The organism is Methanobrevibacter millerae (assembly GCF_900103415.1).
Classification (GTDB): domain Archaea; phylum Methanobacteriota; class Methanobacteria; order Methanobacteriales; family Methanobacteriaceae; genus Methanocatella; species Methanocatella millerae.
In genome coordinates, this window is record NZ_FMXB01000015.1 from 47,612 (window position 1) to 69,201 (window position 21,590).

Sequence of the window (21,590 nt, forward strand, 5' to 3'; positions counted from 1 at the left end):
TATGTCTACAAACAGCAAAAATCCAAATTATAATAAATAATTTTTTAATATTACAAATAGATATGGGATATAGTTATATTGTTAACAGTATTTAAAGTTAACTTATATTTTGACAAAACGGGCTTTTCTGTTTTTGACGAAAATATTTGCATTGATTTTCGGTAAGGTAACAATGTCCTGTGACCTGAATGGTCCATAGACTTTTTCATCCACGCCAACTATTGAGCCGATTTCATCCAAAACAAGTATTGTGGTGATTTCTGATTCCCTAGTTCTTTTAACCGCATCCAGATCAATGAACTGATCGTCACTGTCCAGTATTTCAATGTCACCGAACTCTTCGGGAACCTTGATTTTAGGCTTTTGAGGCTTTGAAATCTGCTTTTCGATAGGCTCTCTCACTTCATTTTCAATGACCCTGGCTTTTGAAACTTCATCGATTCTGTCCAGGACCTCATCGGTGGAATCGTCTTCCTCTTTCGTTTCAGAGTCACTTTCAATATCAGAAACAGGATCAGAACTTTCCTCGCTTTCGGAAGCCTTCTCGATAGCCGCATCTGCAATGTCAGCAAGAGAACTGGAAGTAGTTTCCTCAGTTTCGGGAGCTTCCTCTTCGCCATCGTCATCAATAACGTCAGGAACATTTTTTGGAATTTCCTGGCCTGAAAGGTTTAGCCTGTGGGTTTTTAAGGTTTCAATTAAAGAAAAATAGAATGTTTCCTCTTCGGGAGTTAAATTGAGAGGCATCGAATCAATCAAATCGAATTCCTGCTTTCCCGCAAAAAGCTGATAGGATCTGTTCATGTTAAGAACGGCTGCGCTTGTAATCTTGTGCTCCCTGCGCTCGCAGATTTCGGTGGCTATTCTTCTGGCCTCATTTAAAGTATTGTACACATCAGAGAACGGATTGTCAATGGCGGACTGCTTAAGCTCATTTAAATATTCATGAATCTGAGAATAGAAATTCTCATCAACCTGAGCCAAAGTACCATTGTCACGTTCTTTCTTTTGAATCTTGCGCAAATGTTGAAATAAATCCACTTATTATCATCTCTGATGGTTTTTAAAAAAAATAAAATAAGAAGAAAACAAATGAATTAATCATCTGTTTCTAATCTTGGAGCAAGCAGGAAACTGAGTTTACCGTCACCGGTAACCATGGTTAATGTCAAACTCAATGGCATATCGGTACCCAAACTGATTTCGGCTTCCTCGGAAAATTTATCTGCTTTGAGCATTTCCCTAATTTTATCCAGGGAAAACAGGGATTTAACGTGCTCATTAATATTTTCGCCGTGAATATACTTGATGCTTGCGTCACCGAATTCACCGTCGGCTGAAGCAATGAAGTAGTCTTCATCGACTTCCAAAGCAATCTTATCTGAAAATATTTCTATATCGTTGATTGAATCTTTCAGGATGGAGAAGCGAACTTTGAAAGTTGTCGGATGATTGATTTGAGGCGGAGTAGGATTGTCGTACTCAATATCAATTAATCTGATTTTAAAGGTTCTTGTTGCGTCCCCTTCAAAAGTGATAATGAAATTTCCTTCATCAACAGACATTTTGACTCTGTCCTGGGATTTTGCCCTTTTAAGGACTCTCATGAACTCGTCGGTATCGATGTTGATCTTTTCAGGAACATCACAAATATATTCATCGAATAAGCTTGCTTTTAATTCCAAATGAACGAAAGTTATGTGACTGCGGTCTAAGGCATCTAATCTCATACCTTCACTGTCAGTTTGAATTTGTACTTCATCCACGATGGAGGAAATAGCATCAAAACTGGTTTTTAAAATACTAGAATCACTTAATTCTGCTTTAAACATAAATAATCCTCTGTTTTCAATAATTTAATAACATTATATATTATGTTTAAAGTATTTAATAAAAGTTATGTTTAAGGAAATTTTTTAAAAGATAATCAATATTTATTGCTTTAAATCAACATAATTAATTAATATATTAAATTAAGTAATTAATAATAATATTTTAATTAATTAACTGTTAATTAACCCAATTTAATTAATCAGCAAAATTTTATCAAAAAGAGTTAACTTCGTATCTGTAAAAAATAGTTAACTTTATATGCGTAAAAAATAAATTATAATATGTAACTTAAATTTAACGAGGTGAAAAATTGAAAAAGGCTTATGCATTAATAACCGCATTTCTGGTAATTGCTTTAATCTCCGGTGGTTACGCATTAATTAATAATGGCGGATCAAATGACGCGCCCGCCGCTACCGTTAATGATAACTCCCATCCAAGCAGCGTTCCAACGGCCAGTGTGTCCGATATCGCTCCTGCAGCTGCTGGTGAAAATCCATTGATTGCTGTTGCAGAGATAATCAGAGCAAATCCTGTAAGCAATCCCGTAACTGATACGGCGGCCAAATACGTTTTATCAGCCAATGGAAAAGATTACGTTAACTCCAACCAGGATTTCACAGACAAATATTACCAATGCTGTGAATGTGGAAAATTCGTATCCCTTGGAGAAGTTACTAAAGAAATACCTGAAGCAAGAAAATGTACTTGCAGTGAAGAATTAGCAGGAATAGGTCACTTGAATGCCGATGATTACTACGTTTACTCCTATGAAGAAGTAATGTACTACATCAGTACTGGAGAATTCCCAGATAGCGTACAGGAACGCAGAAACATATACGAGGAAAACGTGAAAGCAACTATTGCTGAAATCATTTCCCATTACAAAGCAGTTCCGGGTTATGAGGACACATTTGTTAACGCAAGTCAGGATTTCACTGACAAATACGTAAAATGCTGTGAATGTGGAAAATATATCCCATTAGGCGACATTACAAGCCCATTGCCTGAAAATATGACCTGTGATCATTCCACAAGAGGACACAGCATTGCATATCTAGACACCAATATCTGGGGCGTAATGGATTACGAAAAAGTAGTATATGCAATTAATAATCCAGAAAATGTAACTGGATACCCGGAAATTGATGATGATATGGGTAAAGTCCTGGGCATAGGTTCAAATATGGAATCCAGTCTGGTAATCAGACAAAATTTTGATTATATCATATATGACTATGGATTATGGGATGAAGGAATTCAAACTGATGTCGAACTCTTCACAGGATACATTACACTTCCTGATGATGCGGCACCAGAGCCTCCTGTTTTAGAAGAAAATCAAAATTCAGAGGATATTTGAATCCTCTAACTTTTTTTATTTTAAGCAAGCGTTTTTCATGCTTGATACATATTCCTTTAATGCATCTGAAGCATTCTCACCGTGCTCTTCGATGATTTTAACTATCGCGCTTCCAACGATTACGCCATCGGCTATTTTTGAAATGTCTGAAGCCTGTTTCGGAGTGTTTATTCCAAATCCGACAGCTACAGGCACGTCACATACGTCACGGATGTCTGAAATTATCGCTCCCAAATCTGTTTTTATCTCGGACCTCATTCCGGTTACTCCCAAGGAAGAGACGACATAAATGAATCCAGTTGCGTCAGAGGCAATCTTTTGAATTCTCTCTTTGGAGGTAGGAGCAATCAATGAAATTACGTCAACGTCGTTTTTGGCTGCAATGTCTGCAATCTCACCCTTTTCCTCATAAGGCAAATCAGGAGATATTATTCCGTCAACGCCATATTCATTACACTTCTTAAAGAAGTCTTCATAGCCGTAGAAGAATACCGGATTGATATAGGTTAAAAATACTAATGGAACGTCCGTTTTCTGGCGAACCCTTTTTACTATTTCAAAAACATCATCGGTTGTCGTGTTGTGTTTTAAGGCACGTACGTTGGCTTCCTGAATTACAACGCCTTCGGCCATCGGATCTGAAAACGGTATTCCGATTTCCACCAAATCGCATCCCGCTTCAACCATTGCGAGAATGTATTCAACGCTTTTATCGACTGTCGGGTCTCCTGCGGTTAAAAATCCTATGAATGCGCATTCGTCCTTAAAGGCATTAGCTATTCTACTCATTTAATTCAACCCCCCTGTACTCTGCTATTGACTTGACGTCCTTGTCCCCTCTTCCGGAAAGGCAAACTATAATTATATCATCCTTATCCATTTCAGGCGCTATTTTCATTGCGTGGGCTACGGCATGAGAGCTTTCAATGGCCGGAATGATTCCTTCCATCCTTGATAAGTATTCAAATGCCTCTACCGCTTCCTCATCATTAATTGGAACGTATTCGGCACGTCCGATGTCCCTTAGATATGCATGTTCAGGTCCGACGCCCGGATAATCCAGTCCCGCTGAAATTGAATAGACCGGAGCAATCTGTCCGTAGTTTCCCTGGTTGAATATTGATTTCATTCCGTGAAATATTCCTATTTTTCCGTTGGTTAATGCAGCGGCATTGTACGGAGTGTCAACTCCCTTTCCGCCTGCTTCACATCCTATAAGCTTAACCTCTTCATCGTCAATGAAATTATAAAAGGCTCCCATTGCATTGCTTCCTCCGCCGACGCATGCTAAAACGGCTGTCGGTAGCTTTCCTTCCTTTTCAAGGATTTGCTCTCTTGCTTCGGCACTTATTACGGCCTGGAAATCACGTACGATTTGCGGGAACGGATGCGGACCCATCGTTGAGCCTATTACGTAATTGGTATCGCCGACATTTGCTATCCAATCCCTGAATGCGTCATTAACGGCATCCTTAAGTGTCTGGGTTCCTGATTTTACAGAATGGACCTTTGCACCCAATAACTCCATGCGGTAAACGTTAAGGGCCTGCCTTTTGGTATCTACTTCGCCCATGAAGACTTCACATTCCATATCCAAAAGAGCCGCAGCAGTTGCGGTTGCAACACCGTGCTGTCCCGCACCGGTTTCGGCAATTACTCTGGTTTTTCCCATCTTTTTGGCAAGTAAAACCTGTCCTAAAACATTATTTATCTTATGGGCTCCGGTATGGTTCAAATCCTCCCTCTTGAGGTAAATCTTTGCTCCTCCGAGGTCTTCGGTCATCCTTTTTGCATAGTAAAGCAATGAAGGCCTTCCGGCATATTCCCTTAATAACGTATTCAATTCCTCAATAAATTCGGGGTCGTTCATATAGTGGTTGAACTGCTCTTCCAGATAAATAAGCTCGTTCATCAGCGTTTCCGAAATATACTGACCCCCGTATTCTCCATATCTTCCATTAGTCAAATTAACTTCCTCCATGACTTTCCTTATTTTTGATTCATCCTTATAACCGTTACTTTCCACGCCGCTGCTTAAATCAACGGCATATGGATTGAACTCATTAATGGCCTGGGCAATATTGTCTGCATTAAGCCCGCCGGCCAGAAAGAATTCCTTTTTTAAATTCTTATTTATCAAACGCCAGTCAAAGGTCTTTCCGCTGCCTTTTCCGCTGTCAAAAAGCAGATAATCTGCAGCAGAATCGTCGAACCGGCTTAAATCAGTTTCATCTGACATTTCAATTGCATTAATTATTTCAAGTTGATCGTTGGATTTCTCTTTCAATTCTTTAATGTATTCTTCGCTTTCGCTTCCGTGAAGCTGAGCGATGTCTATTATCCCATCATCATATAATTTCAGGATTTCATTTATGTCTGCATCCACAAAGACTCCGACGGATTTTATCGAATCATCCAGTTCTGCCTTCATTTCTAAAGCCAGCTGATAATCGACCTTCCTTGGACTTTCGGCAAATACAAAACCGACATAATCCGGTTTATATTTATTTGCAAGTCCGATATCCTCCAATCGTTTGAGTCCGCAGATTTTGATTTCAGCCATTTTTCAACTCCAAAATCATAGCCTTTTTATCATCACTTTTCATTAAAGTTTCGCCTATTAAAACTGCATCGACATTATTTTCTTTTAATCTGGCGACATCTTCCTTTGTTTTAATGCCGCTTTCAGAAATAAATACAACATCTTCACCGACACATCTACGTAGACCTATACTGTTTTCAATGTCTACGCTGAAATCGGTCAGGTCACGGTTGTTGACACCTATGATTTCTGCCCCTACAGCCAATGCCTTCATGATTTCCGTGCTGTCGTGAACCTCAACGATTGCGGATAGGCCCAAGGAGTGTGCCAAATCAAGATATTTTCTTAAATCTACGATATCAAGAATAGCTACAATTAATAAGACCGCTGATGCTCCCAGATACTTTGCCTGATAGATCATGTATTCGTCAATGACGAAATCCTTCCTTAAAATTGGAATGGAAACGCTTTTGGCGATTTCCCTTAAATAATCGTCATCACCCTTAAAGAAGTACGGTTCTGTCAGCACTGATATTGCGGAAGCTCCGGCCTCTTCATAGTCCTTTGCAATCTGCACGTAGTCAAAGTCCTCTGCAATAATGCCCTTTGAAGGTGAAGCCTTTTTTACTTCAGCTATAATGGAGATGTCATCGCCCTGAAGAGCCTTTTTAAAGGGAAAGTCATCATTGATTTCCATCAAGGAAATTTCCCTTTTCAAATCATCAAGGGTAATGATTGACTTTTCCGTTTCGATTCTTTCCTTTGTCTTTTCTACTATTTCATCCAACATGATAATCAACTGTTTGTAAATTCGATAAACTTTTCAAGCTGTCTTAGCGCTTTTCCGGAATCAATGATTTCCTCTGCCAGCCTGACGCCGTCATTGATTGACTCGACAACGCCTGAAACGTAGAGGCCTGCCGCTGAGTTCAATACTACAGCATTCCTTTTGGGTCCCTTTTTGCCCTTTAGAATGTCTAAAGTAATTTGGGCGTTTTCCTTCGGGTCGCCTCCAACCAAATCCTCTTTTTTGCATTTTTCAAACCCGAAGTCTTCGGGATCGATTTCATATGATTTGGTGACTCCATCCCTGATTTCACAGACAAAGGTCTTGTCGCTTGCAGATATCTCATCCATTCCATCCGTTCCATAAACGGACAATGCGGATTTCACGCCGAGATTGTTTAATACTTTTGCCAAAGGTTCTACTAATTCTTTATCATAAACCCCCAAAACCTGCATGGTTGCTCCGGCAGGATTCGTCAGAGGCCCTAAAATATTGAAAATCGTTCTGATTGCAAGTTCCTTTCTGACGCTTGCCACATATTTCATTGCAATATGGTAATTCTGGGCAAACAAAAAGCAGATGTTATGTTCCTTGAGGCATTTCAAGCTTTTTTCCGGGTCGATTTGGATATTGACTCCAAGCTCTTCAAGCACGTCTGCAGCGCCGCATTTGCTTGAGGCAGAACGGTTTCCGTGCTTTGCCACCGGAACGCCTGCAGCTGATATTACAATTGAAGAGGTCGTTGATATGTTGAAGGTGTTTGAGCCGTCACCGCCCGTTCCCACAATCTCTAAGGCCTCAACGTCATTCAAAAGCCTTACACAGTGGCTTCTCATGGCTTCGGCCGATGCAGTGATTTCATCTATCGTTTCGCCCTTCATGGACATTGCGGTCAGATATGAGCTCATCTGAACTTCGCTTGCCTCACCGCCCATTATTTCATCCATTGTCTGATACGCTTCATCATAAGTCAAATCCTGTTTTTGTGATACCTTTAAAATAGCTTCCCTAATCATTTAAATAGCTCCTAAAAAATTTCTTAATATCTGTGAACCGTCAGGAGTCAGTATTGATTCCGGATGGAACTGAAGTCCGTAAACGTTATGTTTTTTATGTCTTACTGCCATTATTTCACCGTCATCTAAAGATTTTGACAGTATTTCCAAATCGTCGGGCAGAGTATCCTCCACGAGACTTAATGAATGGTATCTGCCCACAGTAATCTGTGAATCCAGGTTTTCGAAAATTGAATCATCAGCCAAATCAATCAGTGATGACTTGCCGTGAATCAACCGTTTCGCATAGGATATTTCGCCGCCGAAAGCAGCGCATATTGACTGGTGGCCTAAGCATACTCCAAGAATCGGGATTTTACTGTAGAATTCCTTAACGACGTCAATGCATATTCCGGCATCCTCAGGCTTTCCCGGTCCCGGAGAGAGAATAATAGTTTCAGGATTCATTTCCTTTATCTCTTCCAACGTTATCTTATCGTTTCTTTTGACAGTAATGTCTGGCGTTATCTCGCCTATTAACTGATACAAGTTATATGAAAAGCTGTCATAATTATCTATTAATAAAATCATTCCAATCCCCCGTCAGCCATTTTTAATGCGTTGATTACCGCTGCGGCCTTGTTCATTGATTCGTCGAATTCCTTGTCGGGAACGCTGTCTGCAACGATTCCGGCTCCGGAGCGGATGAATACCTTGTTGTTTCTTGCAAATGCGATTCTTATGGAAATGCAGGTGTCAAGGTTTCCGCTCAAATCAAGATATCCGATGGCTCCGCCGTAGATTCCACGCTTGTTGTTTTCAAGCTCGTTGATAATTTCACAGGCTCTTATCTTTGGAGCTCCGGACAATGTTCCCGCAGGCAGAATTGAGTCAATGGCTGCAAGTGAGTCCAAATCAGACCTTAATGTTCCCTTGACGGTTGAACCTATGTGCATCACGTGTGAAAACCTTTCAATGGAGAGGTATTTGTCAACGGATACCGAACCGATTTCAGCTATCCTTCCGATGTCGTTTCGTCCAAGGTCAACTAGCATGTTGTGCTCGGCAAGTTCCTTCTCATCAGCGAGCAATTCCTCCTCCAAAGCAAGATCCTCTTCAGGAGTTTTTCCGCGAGGCCTTGTGCCCGCAAGAGGAAACGTGTACAATTCCCTTCCGTTAACCTTAACCAGGGTTTCGGGAGACGCTCCGGCGATTTCAATGTCATCGCTTGAGAAATAAAACATGTACGGAGAAGGATTCGTTGTCCTTAAAACACGGTAAGTGTCGAATAGGCTTCCTTCGATGTCGGCTTCAATGCGGTTGGAGAGAACGACCTGGAAAATGTCGCCTTCGCGAATATATTCCTTGGCTTTGGTTACGATTTGACCATATTTTTCACGGGAAAACACTGGCTTAAAATCGGATTTCAACTTTAAAGGCTTGATATCAGTTTTCTTGCCGTTTTTAATCAAATCCGCAATTTCGGTTAATTCATTACATGCTTTTTTATAGTTGTTTTTTAAATCGTCGGTTTTCATGTTGACGATAATGACGATTTTCTGGCGGAAATTGTCGAAAGCAATGACCTTGTCAAAAAGCATCAAATCGATGTCCTTGAACTGATCCTGGTTTTCGGCATCCAGATTAAGTGAATTTTCCGCATATTTGATATAATCGTAAGCGAAATAACCTACAAAACCTCCGGTAAACGGCGGCAATTGCTCCAGCTTTGGAGATTTGTTTTTATTTATCAAATCCCTTATGATATCGCTGGGACTGTCGGTTTCTATTGTAATGACATCATCGGTTAATTCTGTGAAATTCAAATCGCCTTTGATTTGAACGCATGAATTCTGACACGTGAACTCCAGTAACGGATTGAATCCTAAAAAGCTGTATCTTCCCCAGTATTCGGCATCTTCAATACTTTCTAACATGTAACAGTGTTTGCTGATGCCTTTTAAAATCCTTAATACCTCAATTGGAGTAGCCATATCTGAAAACAGTTCATAAGCTACAGGTATTCTTTTATATTGCTCATTTTCTGCAATCTTTTTTACTTCATCAAAATTTGGAAAGAACATTTTATCACTAGATATATTTAAGAACAATGTACTATTTAAAACCTTGCAGTATCTTTTTGTACATTGAAAATTGTTCTCACTCCCAAGAATTGTCGTGACTGCTAAGAATTGCCTTGAGTCCTAAGAATTGTCGCAACTCCTACAAATTGTCCTCAGAAATACATTTTATATAAGTTAATATGGTTTAATCCAAAAAATAAATGATTTAAATAATTAAAACATAATATTAAGCAATTAATTGTGTTGAGAATAAATAATCTAGAAGACATATTAGGCGATAAAATGAGTGCAATTGATGAATATGGAGAAAGAAGATGCAAAAAAGGATTTGAAAAAGGATTTAAAAAAGGATTTAAAAAAGGATTTGAAAAAGGATTTAAAAAAGGATTTGAAAAAGGATTTGAAAAAGGATTTGAAAAAGGATTTAAAAAAGGAAAAAACGATATAATAAGAAAAATAATAGCAAATATGACCAATTCAGGAATGAAACCCGAAGAAATATCAATAAAAACAGAAATAGATTTAAAAACAATAAAAGAAATAATAAACAAAAACGAACAAGACAAGCATTAATTCATCTTGTCCTGTTCCCGGTTAAACTCGATTACGATCTTTTTAATTTCACGGGATTCCAGATAAGGAAGCTTTTCCTTTAATTCCCTTTCCAATCCCCTGTTCATCTCCAGCCTTTTTTGAATGTATTCCTTTTCGCCCAGCTGGCTTTTATATTCCTTATTCAAATTTGAATATTTGCTGATTAAAGGCTGAATGACAGATCCTATATCCACATCCAGCTGGTCGTTGATGTCCTTTCTTCTTTTGACGTCAGTGAGAAATCCCACAAGAGTTATGAAAAATCCCAATACAGTTATCGTCAATGCGGGAACAAGATACTTGTGATTGCCGACGAAAAAAACTGAAAATGCGATACCGATAAAAATCAAAATTATCCCAATTCTTTTTAAGTTCATAATAATCCCCCTATCGCTTGTTGATGTATCTCCATTCCTTACGCACTGAAGTTGCTATCAGATAAAGTGAAACAATGGCAAGAACGGAAAATACCACTATAAATATGTCGTTTGTAAATATCAGATTGCCGTAATCGGCATAATATAAGATTTCGGCTAAAAGATTGTTTAAAAAGTGAGCGAATATGCACGTCAGGACATTCCTGGTCTTCAGATAGATTATGCACATGCAGACGCCGAATACAATAGCTGATATGATGTTTCCATAGCTGTGAAGCGCTCCGAAGAGTATGGAAGTGATTGCTATTGCAAATGACGTCGGAACAATCAGCTTCAGCCTGTTTAAGAAAACTCCTCTAAACAACAGCTCTTCTGAAATCGGTGAAATGAAAATCGAGGATATCAGCCCCCCAATCGGAACCAGCGAATTTATAGCCACCAGAGGAAAAACTGATGATGCCACAACCGCGCTTAAGCCCGGAATATAGTCCAGGGCGAAATTTGACAGGTAGAGCATTCCATATGAAAAGAAGACGTTGACAAGCACTATGGTAACCACGGACTTCGGAGTCATTTTCAAAAAGATATTGGACAAATCCTTTTTAAACTCCTCTCTAAAAAACCTCAGCCTGTAAACAAAATAGATAATAAGTCCAAGATACATCCAGTCTTCACTTAATGGAAAATAAAATATCCTCAAAAGAATTAATACACCATATAATGCAAGTATTACAATTAATACTTCCAAAATAGTGATTTTTTTAAGACTATCATCTAAAGAAGACATACTTTAAGATATGGTAATACTTTATATAAAAAATAATAAGATTAGAAGTTAATTAGAATTAACTTCCTAAATTGTAGATTAAGCCTACGCAACGACTCTGGAACATTGTCAGGTAAGGCATTACTATAAAGAACAATATGAAATTAATCAGGATTGATCCTATGGTACTTACAGTTCCAAGACCGTTAGCGGAAATTCCAGATGTAGCAATTCCCAAAAAGGCAAATACTATTCCAAGAATAATTGATACAACGAGCACAACGATTACTGATATTATCAAAATACCTAGATAGGCAATGAAATATCTGAAATAACCGATTGATGACATTATATTAAGTATTTCGGAAAATGCGAAAGCAGATTTCAATGAATCATCGTTGCTTGCCATATGAGCAATTGCCAGATAGGCAAATAAAATGCTTAAAACTATTAAAATAAATCCAATCAATGCAAAAATCCAGCCAGAATCGCCTGTAACCAGGGAAAGGCAGAAAATAATTATTGGAATGATTGCATAAGCCAAAAAGACCACAATATATTTTAAACCGTTTATGAACATTTCTTTGAAGTTAGAGAACTCAGGAGGTACATCTTCCCCGTTAATCATACTTTGAGTGGATAATTTAACTACATTGTAATTATAACCGTAGAAAAATATGGCCGGTATTATCAGAAAACTAAAAAAAGATAAAACACCCAATAAAAGAAGGCTCGAAACTTTTCTTGATGCAAACTCGAATGAATCCTTATAAATATCTAAAATCATTTTTAATCACCTTCTTCAATAATGAAAACTTCCTCAATAAGTTCTTTATCTAAAACTTTAGTTATTCTATAGGCTAATAATAAGGAAGGGTTGTATCTTGCATTCTCTAATGCGTTAATAGTTTGACGTGTCACGCCTACGGCATCGGCCAGCGCCTGCTGAGTTAAACCTTTCTCGTGACGAAACTGTCTTATTTTTGTTTCCAAATAATCACCCATTTCAATAAAAATATTATAATTAAAAAAAATTATTATTATAATGATATTTATTATTGAGTAATATATAAATTTTTTTACATACTGACCAAATTGACATTGAAAAAAAATTTAAGAAAAAATTCTAAAATCAATTGTTATCACTAAAAACAAAATATAATAATGAACAAAACGAAATATATACATATTATATTAATTTTAATGAGATGATAAAAAATGGCTATACACCCTATTGAATTCAGGTATGGTACTCCCGAAATGAAAAGAATCTGGGAATCAGAAAACAAATTGCAAAGAATGTTAGATGTTGAATCAGCCCTTGCGCAGGCGGAAGGCGAACTGGGAATAATCCCTCAGGAAGTAGCTGATGAAATTGCACGCAAGGCCAATACAGACTACGTAAAGCTTGAAAGAGTCAATGAAATTGAAGCGGAAACCAATCACGACATTGCAGCCCTTTCAAAAGGAATTACTGAAGTCTGTGAAAACGGTGCCGGCGAGTACGTTCACTTCGGCGCCACATCAAACGACATTGTTGACAGTTCAAATTCACTCCTTATCCGTGACTCAATAGACGTTCTGGAAGAGAAAGTGGAAAGGCTGACCAAGATAATGCTTGAATTGGCCGAAGAATACAAGATGAAAGTCTGTATCGGACGTACGCACGGTCAGCATGCACTTCCAACTACCTACGGAATGAAATTTGCCCTCTGGGCCGACGAGCTTCACAGGCAATACGAAAGACTGGAGCATGCAAGAGGAAATGTCTGCATCTCCGTAATGGACGGAGCTGTCGGAACGACCGCAGCGCTAGGAACTGACGGATGGAAAATACACAAGACCGTTGCCCGTATCCTTGATTTGCCTCCTGCAAAGATTACAAACCAGGTTCTTCAAAGGGACAATCACGTCGAGTTCATATCAACCCTTGCAAACATAGCTTCAACCTTGGATAAAATTGCCCTTGAAATAAGAAGCCTTCAGAGAACCGAAATCATGGAAGTGGGAGAATATTTCGATCCTGAAAAGCAGGTTGGAAGCAGCACAATGCCTCACAAGATGAATCCTATTACCGCAGAAAGAATCTGCGGCGTTGCAAGAATCGTAAAGTCATACGTGAATGCCGCATTGGACAACAACCCTTTATGGCATGAAAGGGACTTGACAAACTCCTCATGTGAAAGGATAATGTTTCCGGAAAGCTGCATTTTAACCGACTACATCCTAAACCTGACAATCAAGTTAATGACCAATCTTGTATTCTATGACGAAAACATCGAAAGAAACCTCAACTTCACTAACGGACTGATAATGGCTGAAAGGCTTATGGCCGAGCTTACAAGAGCCGGAATGGGTAAGCAGACCGCATACGGAATCGTAAGAAAAAACGCCATTAAGGCAAACAGGGAAAAATTATTGCTTGGAGAGCTGATTCTTGAAGACGAAGAGGTTCAGAAATACCTCACCGAAGAGGACGTTGAAAAGATTATGGATCCTCACACCTACACAGGTTCAATCGAAATAATCATTGACGAACTTCTTGAAGACGCTAAAACATGGTTTTAAGTGATAAGATGGCAGTAAAAGAGATGAAATCCCTTGATGTGACGTCATTTACCGTTGCATTAACGGGAGTTTCAACACTCCTTTCATTAATAGTCAGCATAATCCTTGTTGCAGCCATAAGCGCCGCCGTGCCGAACAGCTTTGGAACAATGGTCTATCTGCTTCCGACAATCGTCTTTTTGACGGTTATCTGCGGCATTTTCCTATACTTCAGTGCAGCCTACCTTTACAACGTTTTATCAAAAAGGGTTGGGACCATAAAGTTCGAAATCGAAAATGACACTATTTTAAAGATTTCAACCAAGGAAACCGCATTGATTGTTGGCTTTTCAGCAACGATAATAACAGCTGTCGTTTATCTTGCGTTTTCACTGATACTTCCGTTGATTTTAAGCTCATTCATTACGATATTAATGTACGCAGCACAGGAAGCACTTGCAACGGTGGCTTATCAGGCAATGCTTCTTTTTTCCAATCCGATTTACATAGCAGTCGGAATCGTTTCAACGCTGATTGTGACTACGGTATTCACGCTGCTTGGATGCTACTTCTACAACATCCTTGGAGACAGCGAAAGGGGAATAAAAGTTAAGCTATCCGAGGAAGGAGAATTTACCATTCTCGATTCAATCGACACCCTGAGTTTCGGCATTGCCATAGCAGCAATCTGTCTGATCCTGAACATTATCCTTGCATTAATCATGATAATCAGCGGATATGACATCTTCACCGCATTGGCTCAGGCATTGGGAAGCTTTGTCGTTGCCTTCATCGAATCAATAATAATAGCTGTTGCATACAACTTTTTAGCGCCGAAAATCGGGAAAATTAAAGCTGAATTAATTTAGGATGTAAAAATTATGAAAGACATATTTGATGAGTGTTCATTTGGAGAATTCAATCTCAAAAGCAGGATCATAAGAACTGGAGCCTGGGAAAGGCAGAGCGAAGACGGAGGATACCTGACGCCGGAGATTTACAGCAGATACGAAAGGATTGCAGGAAGCGGCGTCGGACTTATCGTATCTGAAATCTTTGCACTTGATTCAAAAGACCGTTTTTACGACTATTCGGCCAACATGAACTTCAGAGGTTTTATTAAAGATTACAAACAGGTTACAGATATCGCCCACAGCAATGACGTGCCAATTTTAGGCCAGGTTGCGTTTTTCTACTATGATGACGGCGACAACCAGAAGGCTGAGCCAAACGATTTAACGATTGACGGAATAAGAAAGCTTCAGGCGGAAGTCATTCTGGCGGCCAAGAAATTCTCCTTTGCAGGCTTTGACGGTATTCAAATCAATATGGGAAACAATTTCTACCTGTCACGCTTTGCAAACCCTTACTTCAACCAGAGAACCGACGATTACGGCGGAAACACCTACAACAGATTGAGGATAGTCTTGGAAATCATCAAATTAATTAAAAAGACCATCGGATTTCATGTGTGCTGCAGAATTAACATTGAAGATGTAAGGAAAGGCGGCCTCACGCAGGAAGAGAGCATGGAAATAGCTAAATTACTTGCCGAAAACGGTGCCGACAGCATTCAGATTACGGGAAGAACGATTTCCATGAAGTACGATGCAACTGAAAAGCATATCTTCCTCGATTATGTAAACAAATTGGCCGGCGAAATAGACATCCCGGTAATTCTTGCGGGAAACCTGAGGGACTCCAAAACCATGAACGAGATTTTAAACTCTTCAAACGTTGAGTTCATGTCACTTTCAAAGCCTTTTGTAGCACAGCCCGACTTTTTAACCGAATGGAAAAGTAACGGTGATGGAGTTTCAAGATGCAAAGGCTGCAGCAACTGCTATGCAAAAAAGGAAAGCAGATGCTTCCAGTATGATGATTAAAAAAAAGAGTTAATTTGTTTTTTTAACTCTTTTTATAGGTGGCACGTAACGTTTAAGCAATAATGACAGTGAAATTACCGTCACTGAACTCAATGCCATTGCCAGACCCGCCAATTCGGGCTTGAACATTATTCCGAAGTTAGGATACAGAACACCTGCCGCAACCGGAATAAGTATTGAATTGTATGCGAAAGCCCAGAAGATGTTTTCCTTGATTCTTCTCATTACTTTCTTGGAGAACTGAACTGCGGCAACAACGTTTTCCAGATCGCCTTCCATTACCACAACGTCACCGCTTTCCATTGCGATATCAGTTCCGTTACCCATTGCAACACCAATATCAGCCTGCGTTAATGCGGGTGCGTCATTAATACCGTCCCCAGTAAATAGAACCTTTTTGGAGCCGTTTGACTGGATGCCCTTGACGATGTCAAGCTTGTTTTCAGGCAAGATTCCGGCCTCGACCTTATCGATGCCCACGGCTTCGGCAACAGACATGGCTGTGCTTTCATTGTCACCCGTTAACATGTATGTTTCGATGCCCATCTTATGCAATTCTTCAATGGTTCTTTTAGAATTTGGCTTGACCTTGTCGGAAAGACTTAAAATTCCTCGCATATCTACATCGACGGCTAAAAGAATGATGGTTTTGCTTTGACTTTCAAGTTCATCATACTTTTCCAAAACGTTTTGAGGTATTTCTATGGAGTTGCTTTCCATTAACGCCTTGTTTCCGGCAAGAATTGTCTTTCCATCGATTTCAGCCTTGATACCCTTACCAGTAACGTTTTCAAAATCCGTCGTGTTTAGCAAATCAAGACCTTCGGCCTTTCTCACTATTGCCTTGGCTATCGGGTGGTTTGAATTCTGCTCGACTGAAGCAGCAAGGGTTATCAATTCACTTTCATCAATGCCGTAGGTGATTACGTCGTCCACTTCCGGTTTTCCTTCGGTAATCGTACCTGTCTTGTCGAATGCGGCAACGTCAATTTGACCCGCATTTTCCAGAGTGTCACCGTTCTTGATTAATATTCCGAATTCGGCTGCCCTTCCGACGCCCACGGTAACGGCAGTTGGAGTGGCCAGACCCAATGCGCACGGACAGGCAACGACCAGTATTGAAATCAAACAGGTTAAGGAGAACAGAAGGGTTGCTCCCAAAAGGAAATACCAAATGCAGAATACCACAATGGCTATTGTCAAAATGACCGGAATGAAGTAGGATACTATGGTATTTGCGAACTTCTGAACAGGAGGCCTTGAGCTTTGAGCCTTTTCAACCAGACGGATAATGTTTGATAGCACGGTTTCTGAACCTATTTTAAGTGCGCTTATTATCAGAACGCCGTCCTGATTGATTGTTCCGGCAAATACTTCCTCGCCATCCTTTTTGACTTTAGGAATAGGCTCACCGTTAATCATGGATTCATCGACATATGATTCTCCGCCGATTACCTTTCCGTCAACTGGTATCTTGTCACCCGGTTTCACAAGAAGGGTGTCCTCAAGGTTTATATCGGCAATCTGAACCTCTTTCTGGGATAAAACCTCATTGTTATCGTCAAGCTCCACCAAGGTTGCGACGGTAGGCTGAAGACCTATCAGTTCACGGATTGAATCGGAAGTTCTCTTTTTGGCTTTTGCCTCAAGGTATCTACCAATCATCAGAAATGAAGGAAGCATGACAGCTGATTCGTAAAACATGAATGTGTGGTCCAGAATGATTCCGAAAGTTCCAAGGATACTTGATCCGTAGGCCACAATAATACCCATGGAGTACATTACGTCCATATTAAGGTTTTTATGCATCAGCCCATTGATTCCAGCTTTTAAAATCGGAAGTGATACGTATAAGAACGGGAAAATGCTTACAATTAATGACAGAAGTCCCATTGAGGAAATGTCAATTCCCGTGCTTTCATGAAGCTGGTGGGTAAGGCCCATTAACGGATCCCATCCGCTGTACATCAGTATCATTAGAATTGCTGAAAAGAACAAGCCGACGATAATGCGGTTTCTTTTGCCAATCAGATCCTGCCTGTAGAGTTCATCTTCATCTATTTCCGTCTGTCCGTCGATTCCCAGAAGCTCAAATCCCAGATTCTTTATGACGGCTTCCATATCGTCGATTGTTACCTTGCTTTTGTCATAGCGGACACGGGCAGTTCCTGAAGTCAAATCCGCCTTGACGTCGAAAATTCCGTCCAGACGAATCAGAAAGTTTTCAACGTTCATTGTGCATGAAGCGCAGTGCATTCCGTCAATTCTCAGCGTCACTTCATCGGAATGCAGTTCAAAACCCAAATTTTTGACAATCGATTCCATTTCATCATAGGTCATCTTTTTGGGATTGACTGTAATATGGAGCTTGTTTGAAGCTAAATCCGCATCAACCGCCTCAACACCCTCTTCACGTTCAAAGGTCTTGTTGACACTTAAAACGCACGAAGCGCAATGCATACCTTCAATCGGCACGTCCATCTCCTTAAGTTTTGCCATAATAATCACGACCTAACAATTAATAGTATATATTAAAAAAAAGACTAATAAATTTTTAGGTTAACAAAAATCACATGTAACTAACATTAATTTCATCGTGGGGAATAGTACGGCGAAAACGCCTTTTAGGATAGCCAATGATAAAAGCAGAGTACATATGCTTTGATTTATCAATTTGCGGGAAGAATTCCATTAACTTGTCGTGATTGATTTCATCAGACTTCAAAATAAAAAGCGAGTAAAAGCCACCAAGGCCTAATGAATATGCAAGCATCTCCAAACGTGCATTGGCTATAACTGCACTGGTTTTATCGGTCGAAAATGTTAAAATCAGCTGTGAACCTTCCCAAAGCAAAGGATGATATTTCTTTGATGAGTTATCTTTGAGATAATCGCCGAATTGTCGGATTCTAAAAAATTCATCCTCCTCGACTTTTATTATATCATAAACAATGTCCATGAATTCGTCCAGCCTTTCATCAAGAACAACGAATTCGACATCCTGGCTGTTCTGGGCGGACGGTGAATAGTAAGCCCCTTCAAAAAGCTTATCAAAAGTGTCCTCATCAATCTTTTTCTTTTTAAACCACCTAATGGATCGCCTTTGCTTTAAAAATTGGAGAAAATCATCATAATCAATAGGGATTTGTCTTGAATCGTATTCCTCAATCCTGTCAGTTTGATTTTCATATCTGATAAGGCTGATGGCGCCTTCAGGACAGATTGCCATACAGTGACCGCATTCAAAGCAGTCGTTTCCCGTTTCATAAGCTGTTTCATCTATTTCAATGTTGTCACGGATGCATACTGCCATGCATGATTTGCAGGCACTACATAACTCCGCATTTATTCTTAACTTCCTCTCCATCCTGAATAACCCTTAAAATATTGTCCGGATCGGTTAATAGTTCTATATTAACTAAAGGATTCTTTTCCAAAAATATCATGTCTGCGCATTTGCCGGCTTCAATAGAGCCTATATCGCTTCTTCCCATGAATTCGGCCGCTTTTGTGGTGGCTGCGGCAATGGCCTGCTTTGGAGTCATTCCCAAATCGACCAGATTAATCAGTTCCTTAAGGTTATGGCCGTGAGGAATAACGCCGCTGTCAGTCCCCATTACGATATTGACGCCTTCATCATATGCTATTTGAACATTCTCTTTGTGAACTTTAATTATTTCCTTTAATTTGGCCATCTTTTCATCGGCATAATTGTCCCATAGAGGAAAGCCGTTTTCATATAAATATTGATGAACCAAAAGCGTCGGAACCAGTGTGCCGCCGTTTTCAACCATTCTTTTAGAGGCTTTCTTATCGATGAACGTTCCATGCTCAATGGATGAAAAACCTGCATCAATGCATTTGTTAATGCCTTCAAGACTGTGGCAATGGGCTGAAACCTTTGAATTTGTAACATTTGCCTCATTTACAATTACTTTAAGTTCATTTAAGCTGAACTGGGAAAATTCTGGAGACGTGTTAGTGGTCAAAACGCCGCCGCTGCACATTACCTTAATGAAATCTGCGCCTGCCCTTTTTACTTCACGGGTTTTCTTCAAAACCTCAAATTCCCCGTCGCATCTGCCTTTAGGAAATCCCGGATACATTATTTCCATGTCAAAGCCTGAGGGAAGCATCAAATCAAAATGGCCACCAGTCATTACCAGAGGCGTGATGCATATTTCCAGTTTCGGAGCCGTAAAGAGTCCCCTTTGCTGTGCAAGCTTCACTCCATAATCGGCGGATCCGCAATCCCTGATTGTAGTAAGTCCCGCATTAATCGTTTGTTTGGCATGAAGAACCGCATTATAAAAATGAATTGCCAATGGATTGGCCATGTTTTCCTCCTTGTGAAAGCCCTTTGCCAGAATATGGGTGTGGCAATCAATGAACCCCGGCAGAACGTAATTGTTTTCGCCGTCTATGACATTAACGTTTTCTTTCGCGTGAATCTTGCCGGAGGAAATCTCCTTAATTATTTTATCTTCAATCAAAATGTTTTGAGAGTCCTTAAACTCGTCATCAGGATTTATGATATTTACGTTTTCAATCAGGGTCTGCATAAAAATCACTTACAAAATCGTAATAATTCCTTCATCGCCGTCAACTTCAACCAAAGCGCCATTAACCAGGTCCTTGGTTTCTGATGGTGAATCGACCATTGGAATATCTGACATTATAGCTCCAGTAGCTATTATAGGCTCTGCATTAAGACATATTATTGCCTTTGGAGCCGTATTGTTCTTCATCATCTGGAAAATTACGTAAGAACCTACAGTGGAGCCCTTTCCGCCGGGAATGAATAGAACCTTATCCTTAATGATTTGGCCTTTAAGCTCATGATTCGGATCTATTATTTCGCCGGTTTCGGGATTAACTCCGCCAAGAAAACTGATTGGTTCAGAGCTGACTATTAATTCTCCTTTTCCTTTACCTTTAGCAATATTTCTACATTCAATCATTATGAAATAATATGTTGAAAGTAGTATTTAAAAAAATTGGACTTTGGCATTGTTGCCACATATATTAATTAATCTGCGGACAGATACATAAAAATAATGAATATAACTATAAGATAACAGCAATGTTATGGAAAAAGCAGTAATTTAACACAAGGCCTGTTGAGGGTGTCCGCCAAAATTAGTTTTTGGTAGACTTATTGATTTTTTTTAAAATATTGTCACATCGAGTTTTAATTGGTGTATTACTGATTCTCTTTCGCAGAAATCTTCTAAATCTTCTGTTGAATTTTCTATTTCTTGAGTTATGTTGTATAATCTGATTAGATTATATGCTAATGCGTCTAAATATAGTCTTTCTTCTGTTCGTATCATTCCGATGACTACTTCTTTTTCTATTTGGAATTGTTCTTTTAATATTCCAAATGGTCCTTCAACACTTGATCTTTTTGCGTATTCGTCTTTATATTCTTGTTTTTCCATTTTACGGTTCACTGCTTTTTGCATTTCTGAACCGTATTCTGTGATGGTTCTGTGTGTTTATGAGGGTGAACAGCATTTGTTTCGTGATTTGCAGTTTTTACAAGCTTCGTAGTTATTGTAAAGTCTTTTTATTTTGTCGGGTTTTTCAGGATCTTTGTGTGGTTCATTGTATTGTCCGAAAAAGTGTAAATATTGTCCTTCTGGGCATTTAAATGCATCTAACTCGTAATCATAATCGAAATTGTCCTTGTGGTATTTATTTGGATTTAATTTTCCTATTTTTTCTTTTGTTTGTTTTCTAGTTGGTATTAATCCGTCAATTTTTTTATCTGCCAAATAAGATAAACTTATTTGGTTTAAGTATATTGTATCTGC

At 39.3% G+C, this 21,590-nt stretch carries 21 protein-coding genes and 1 pseudogene; 5 read left to right on the top strand and 17 right to left on the bottom strand.

The features are described from left to right. Positions 1–102: 102 nt before the first annotated feature. Complete coding sequence (locus tag F3G70_RS08935) at positions 103–1,041, bottom strand: DNA replication complex subunit Gins51 (RefSeq protein WP_149732361.1); 939 nt, start codon at positions 1,039–1,041, stop codon at positions 103–105. A gap of 56 nt (positions 1,042–1,097) precedes the next feature. Beyond that, a complete protein-coding gene (gene pcn, locus F3G70_RS08940) occupies positions 1,098–1,832 on the bottom strand; it encodes a proliferating cell nuclear antigen (pcna) (protein WP_149732362.1) in 735 nt (244 codons plus the stop codon). A 311-nt stretch (positions 1,833–2,143) separates the two neighbouring features. Here pcn and F3G70_RS08945 point away from each other — a divergent pair, with 311 nt between their 5' ends. Then, positions 2,144–3,196 (top strand): hypothetical protein, encoded by a 1,053-nt coding sequence (locus tag F3G70_RS08945; protein ID WP_149732363.1) that lies wholly within the window; start codon positions 2,144–2,146, stop codon positions 3,194–3,196. Between the two features lie 15 nt (positions 3,197–3,211). On the opposite strand, the gene trpA is transcribed toward F3G70_RS08945, so the two are convergent. From trpA to trpE, 6 genes are read right to left on the bottom strand one after another with little or no spacing between them, the layout of a single operon-like run. Beyond that, positions 3,212–3,985, bottom strand: a complete 774-nt coding sequence (gene trpA / locus F3G70_RS08950) for a tryptophan synthase subunit alpha (RefSeq protein WP_149732364.1) — start codon at positions 3,983–3,985, stop codon at positions 3,212–3,214. Then, the gene (gene trpB / locus F3G70_RS08955) at positions 3,978–5,759 is read right to left on the bottom strand and encodes a tryptophan synthase subunit beta (protein WP_149732365.1); all 1,782 of its coding nucleotides are present in this window, start codon (positions 5,757–5,759) and stop codon (positions 3,978–3,980) included. Before trpB ends, trpA begins: the two co-directional genes overlap by 8 nt. After that, on the bottom strand, positions 5,752–6,528 hold the full coding sequence (gene trpC, locus F3G70_RS08960; protein ID WP_149732366.1) for an indole-3-glycerol phosphate synthase TrpC: 777 nt from the start codon (positions 6,526–6,528) through the stop codon (positions 5,752–5,754). Before trpC ends, trpB begins: the two co-directional genes overlap by 8 nt. Before the next feature lie 5 nt (positions 6,529–6,533). After that, positions 6,534–7,541: an anthranilate phosphoribosyltransferase gene (trpD, locus tag F3G70_RS08965; RefSeq protein ID WP_149732367.1), complete on the bottom strand. Its 1,008-nt coding sequence runs from the start codon at positions 7,539–7,541 to the stop codon at positions 6,534–6,536. Beyond that, positions 7,542–8,111 (bottom strand): anthranilate synthase component II, encoded by a 570-nt coding sequence (locus F3G70_RS08970; protein WP_149732368.1) that lies wholly within the window; start codon positions 8,109–8,111, stop codon positions 7,542–7,544. Beyond that, on the bottom strand, positions 8,108–9,604 hold the full coding sequence (trpE, locus tag F3G70_RS08975; protein ID WP_149732369.1) for an anthranilate synthase component I: 1,497 nt from the start codon (positions 9,602–9,604) through the stop codon (positions 8,108–8,110). The genes F3G70_RS08970 and trpE overlap by 4 nt, the downstream gene beginning before the upstream one ends. A 282-nt stretch (positions 9,605–9,886) precedes the next feature. Between trpE and F3G70_RS12105 the strand changes: the two genes are divergently transcribed. Further along, a complete protein-coding gene (locus F3G70_RS12105; protein WP_188118132.1) occupies positions 9,887–10,177 on the top strand; it encodes a hypothetical protein in 291 nt (96 codons plus the stop codon). Here F3G70_RS12105 and F3G70_RS08980 read toward each other — a convergent pair. The 4 genes from F3G70_RS08980 to F3G70_RS08995 are packed head-to-tail and all read right to left on the bottom strand — an operon-like array spanning position 10,174 to position 12,334. Further along, a complete protein-coding gene (locus F3G70_RS08980; RefSeq protein ID WP_149732370.1) occupies positions 10,174–10,575 on the bottom strand; it encodes a hypothetical protein in 402 nt (133 codons plus the stop codon). The two genes, F3G70_RS12105 and F3G70_RS08980, sit on opposite strands and share 4 nt — an antisense overlap. Positions 10,576–10,585: 10 nt before the next feature. Continuing rightward, complete coding sequence (locus F3G70_RS08985) at positions 10,586–11,362, bottom strand: CPBP family intramembrane glutamic endopeptidase (protein WP_149732371.1); 777 nt, start codon at positions 11,360–11,362, stop codon at positions 10,586–10,588. 58 nt (positions 11,363–11,420) lie between these two features. Next, positions 11,421–12,128: a DUF4013 domain-containing protein gene (locus F3G70_RS08990; RefSeq protein ID WP_149732372.1), complete on the bottom strand. Its 708-nt coding sequence runs from the start codon at positions 12,126–12,128 to the stop codon at positions 11,421–11,423. Positions 12,129–12,130: 2 nt separating this feature from the next. After that, positions 12,131–12,334, bottom strand: a complete 204-nt coding sequence (locus F3G70_RS08995) for a helix-turn-helix transcriptional regulator (protein ID WP_149732373.1) — start codon at positions 12,332–12,334, stop codon at positions 12,131–12,133. A 225-nt stretch (positions 12,335–12,559) separates the two neighbouring features. On the opposite strand from F3G70_RS08995, the gene purB reads away from it, so the two are divergent. From purB to F3G70_RS09010, 3 genes are read left to right on the top strand one after another with little or no spacing between them, the layout of a single operon-like run. Beyond that, complete coding sequence (purB, locus tag F3G70_RS09000) at positions 12,560–13,909, top strand: adenylosuccinate lyase (protein WP_149732374.1); 1,350 nt, start codon at positions 12,560–12,562, stop codon at positions 13,907–13,909. Between the two features lie 8 nt (positions 13,910–13,917). Further along, entirely contained in the window at positions 13,918–14,757 is an 840-nt protein-coding gene (locus tag F3G70_RS09005; protein WP_149732375.1) for a hypothetical protein, read from the top strand. A gap of 12 nt (positions 14,758–14,769) precedes the next feature. After that, positions 14,770–15,774 carry an oxidoreductase gene (locus F3G70_RS09010; protein ID WP_149732376.1) on the top strand — a complete coding sequence of 335 codons (1,005 nt, stop codon included), beginning with the start codon at positions 14,770–14,772 and terminating at the stop codon, positions 15,772–15,774. 9 nt (positions 15,775–15,783) lie between these two features. On the opposite strand, the gene F3G70_RS09015 is transcribed toward F3G70_RS09010, so the two are convergent. The 5 genes and pseudogenes from F3G70_RS09015 to F3G70_RS12545 form a co-directional block, all read right to left on the bottom strand. After that, a complete protein-coding gene (locus F3G70_RS09015; RefSeq protein ID WP_149732377.1) occupies positions 15,784–18,273 on the bottom strand; it encodes a heavy metal translocating P-type ATPase in 2,490 nt (829 codons plus the stop codon). Positions 18,274–18,343: 70 nt separating this feature from the next. Next, positions 18,344–19,141, bottom strand: a complete 798-nt coding sequence (locus F3G70_RS09020) for a nitroreductase family protein (RefSeq protein ID WP_149732378.1) — start codon at positions 19,139–19,141, stop codon at positions 18,344–18,346. After that, entirely contained in the window at positions 19,104–20,336 is a 1,233-nt protein-coding gene (locus tag F3G70_RS09025; RefSeq protein WP_149732379.1) for a metal-dependent hydrolase family protein, read from the bottom strand. The genes F3G70_RS09020 and F3G70_RS09025 overlap by 38 nt, the downstream gene beginning before the upstream one ends. A 9-nt stretch (positions 20,337–20,345) precedes the next feature. Beyond that, the gene (locus tag F3G70_RS09030) at positions 20,346–20,735 is read right to left on the bottom strand and encodes a DUF126 domain-containing protein (RefSeq protein WP_149732380.1); all 390 of its coding nucleotides are present in this window, start codon (positions 20,733–20,735) and stop codon (positions 20,346–20,348) included. Positions 20,736–20,942: 207 nt separating this feature from the next. After that, positions 20,943–21,590: pseudogene (locus tag F3G70_RS12545) on the bottom strand (transposase); the annotation flags it as partial.

Excerpts from the sequence above, each read along its gene's own strand:
- F3G70_RS09020 (WP_149732378.1), bottom strand. The coding sequence starts at position 19,141 with ATGGAGAGGAAGTTAAGAATAAATGCGGAGTTATGTAGTGCCTGCAAA.
- F3G70_RS09030 (WP_149732380.1), bottom strand. The coding sequence starts at position 20,735 with ATGATTGAATGTAGAAATATTGCTAAAGGTAAAGGAAAAGGAGAATTA.
- F3G70_RS09005 (WP_149732375.1), top strand. The coding sequence starts at position 13,918 with ATGGCAGTAAAAGAGATGAAATCCCTTGATGTGACGTCATTTACCGTT.
- trpD (WP_149732367.1), bottom strand. The coding sequence starts at position 7,541 with ATGATTAGGGAAGCTATTTTAAAGGTATCACAAAAACAGGATTTGACT.
- F3G70_RS08980 (WP_149732370.1), bottom strand. The coding sequence starts at position 10,575 with ATGAACTTAAAAAGAATTGGGATAATTTTGATTTTTATCGGTATCGCA.
- purB (WP_149732374.1), top strand. The coding sequence starts at position 12,560 with ATGGCTATACACCCTATTGAATTCAGGTATGGTACTCCCGAAATGAAA.
- F3G70_RS08985 (WP_149732371.1), bottom strand. The coding sequence starts at position 11,362 with ATGTCTTCTTTAGATGATAGTCTTAAAAAAATCACTATTTTGGAAGTA.
- F3G70_RS08970 (WP_149732368.1), bottom strand. The coding sequence starts at position 8,111 with ATGATTTTATTAATAGATAATTATGACAGCTTTTCATATAACTTGTAT.
- F3G70_RS09025 (WP_149732379.1), bottom strand. The coding sequence starts at position 20,336 with ATGCAGACCCTGATTGAAAACGTAAATATCATAAATCCTGATGACGAG.
- trpC (WP_149732366.1), bottom strand. The coding sequence starts at position 6,528 with ATGTTGGATGAAATAGTAGAAAAGACAAAGGAAAGAATCGAAACGGAA.
- pcn (WP_149732362.1), bottom strand. The coding sequence starts at position 1,832 with ATGTTTAAAGCAGAATTAAGTGATTCTAGTATTTTAAAAACCAGTTTT.
- trpA (WP_149732364.1), bottom strand. The coding sequence starts at position 3,985 with ATGAGTAGAATAGCTAATGCCTTTAAGGACGAATGCGCATTCATAGGA.
- trpE (WP_149732369.1), bottom strand. The coding sequence starts at position 9,604 with ATGTTCTTTCCAAATTTTGATGAAGTAAAAAAGATTGCAGAAAATGAG.
- F3G70_RS09010 (WP_149732376.1), top strand. The coding sequence starts at position 14,770 with ATGAAAGACATATTTGATGAGTGTTCATTTGGAGAATTCAATCTCAAA.
- F3G70_RS12105 (WP_188118132.1), top strand. The coding sequence starts at position 9,887 with ATGAGTGCAATTGATGAATATGGAGAAAGAAGATGCAAAAAAGGATTT.
- F3G70_RS09015 (WP_149732377.1), bottom strand. The coding sequence starts at position 18,273 with ATGGCAAAACTTAAGGAGATGGACGTGCCGATTGAAGGTATGCATTGC.
- trpB (WP_149732365.1), bottom strand. The coding sequence starts at position 5,759 with ATGGCTGAAATCAAAATCTGCGGACTCAAACGATTGGAGGATATCGGA.
- F3G70_RS08990 (WP_149732372.1), bottom strand. The coding sequence starts at position 12,128 with ATGATTTTAGATATTTATAAGGATTCATTCGAGTTTGCATCAAGAAAA.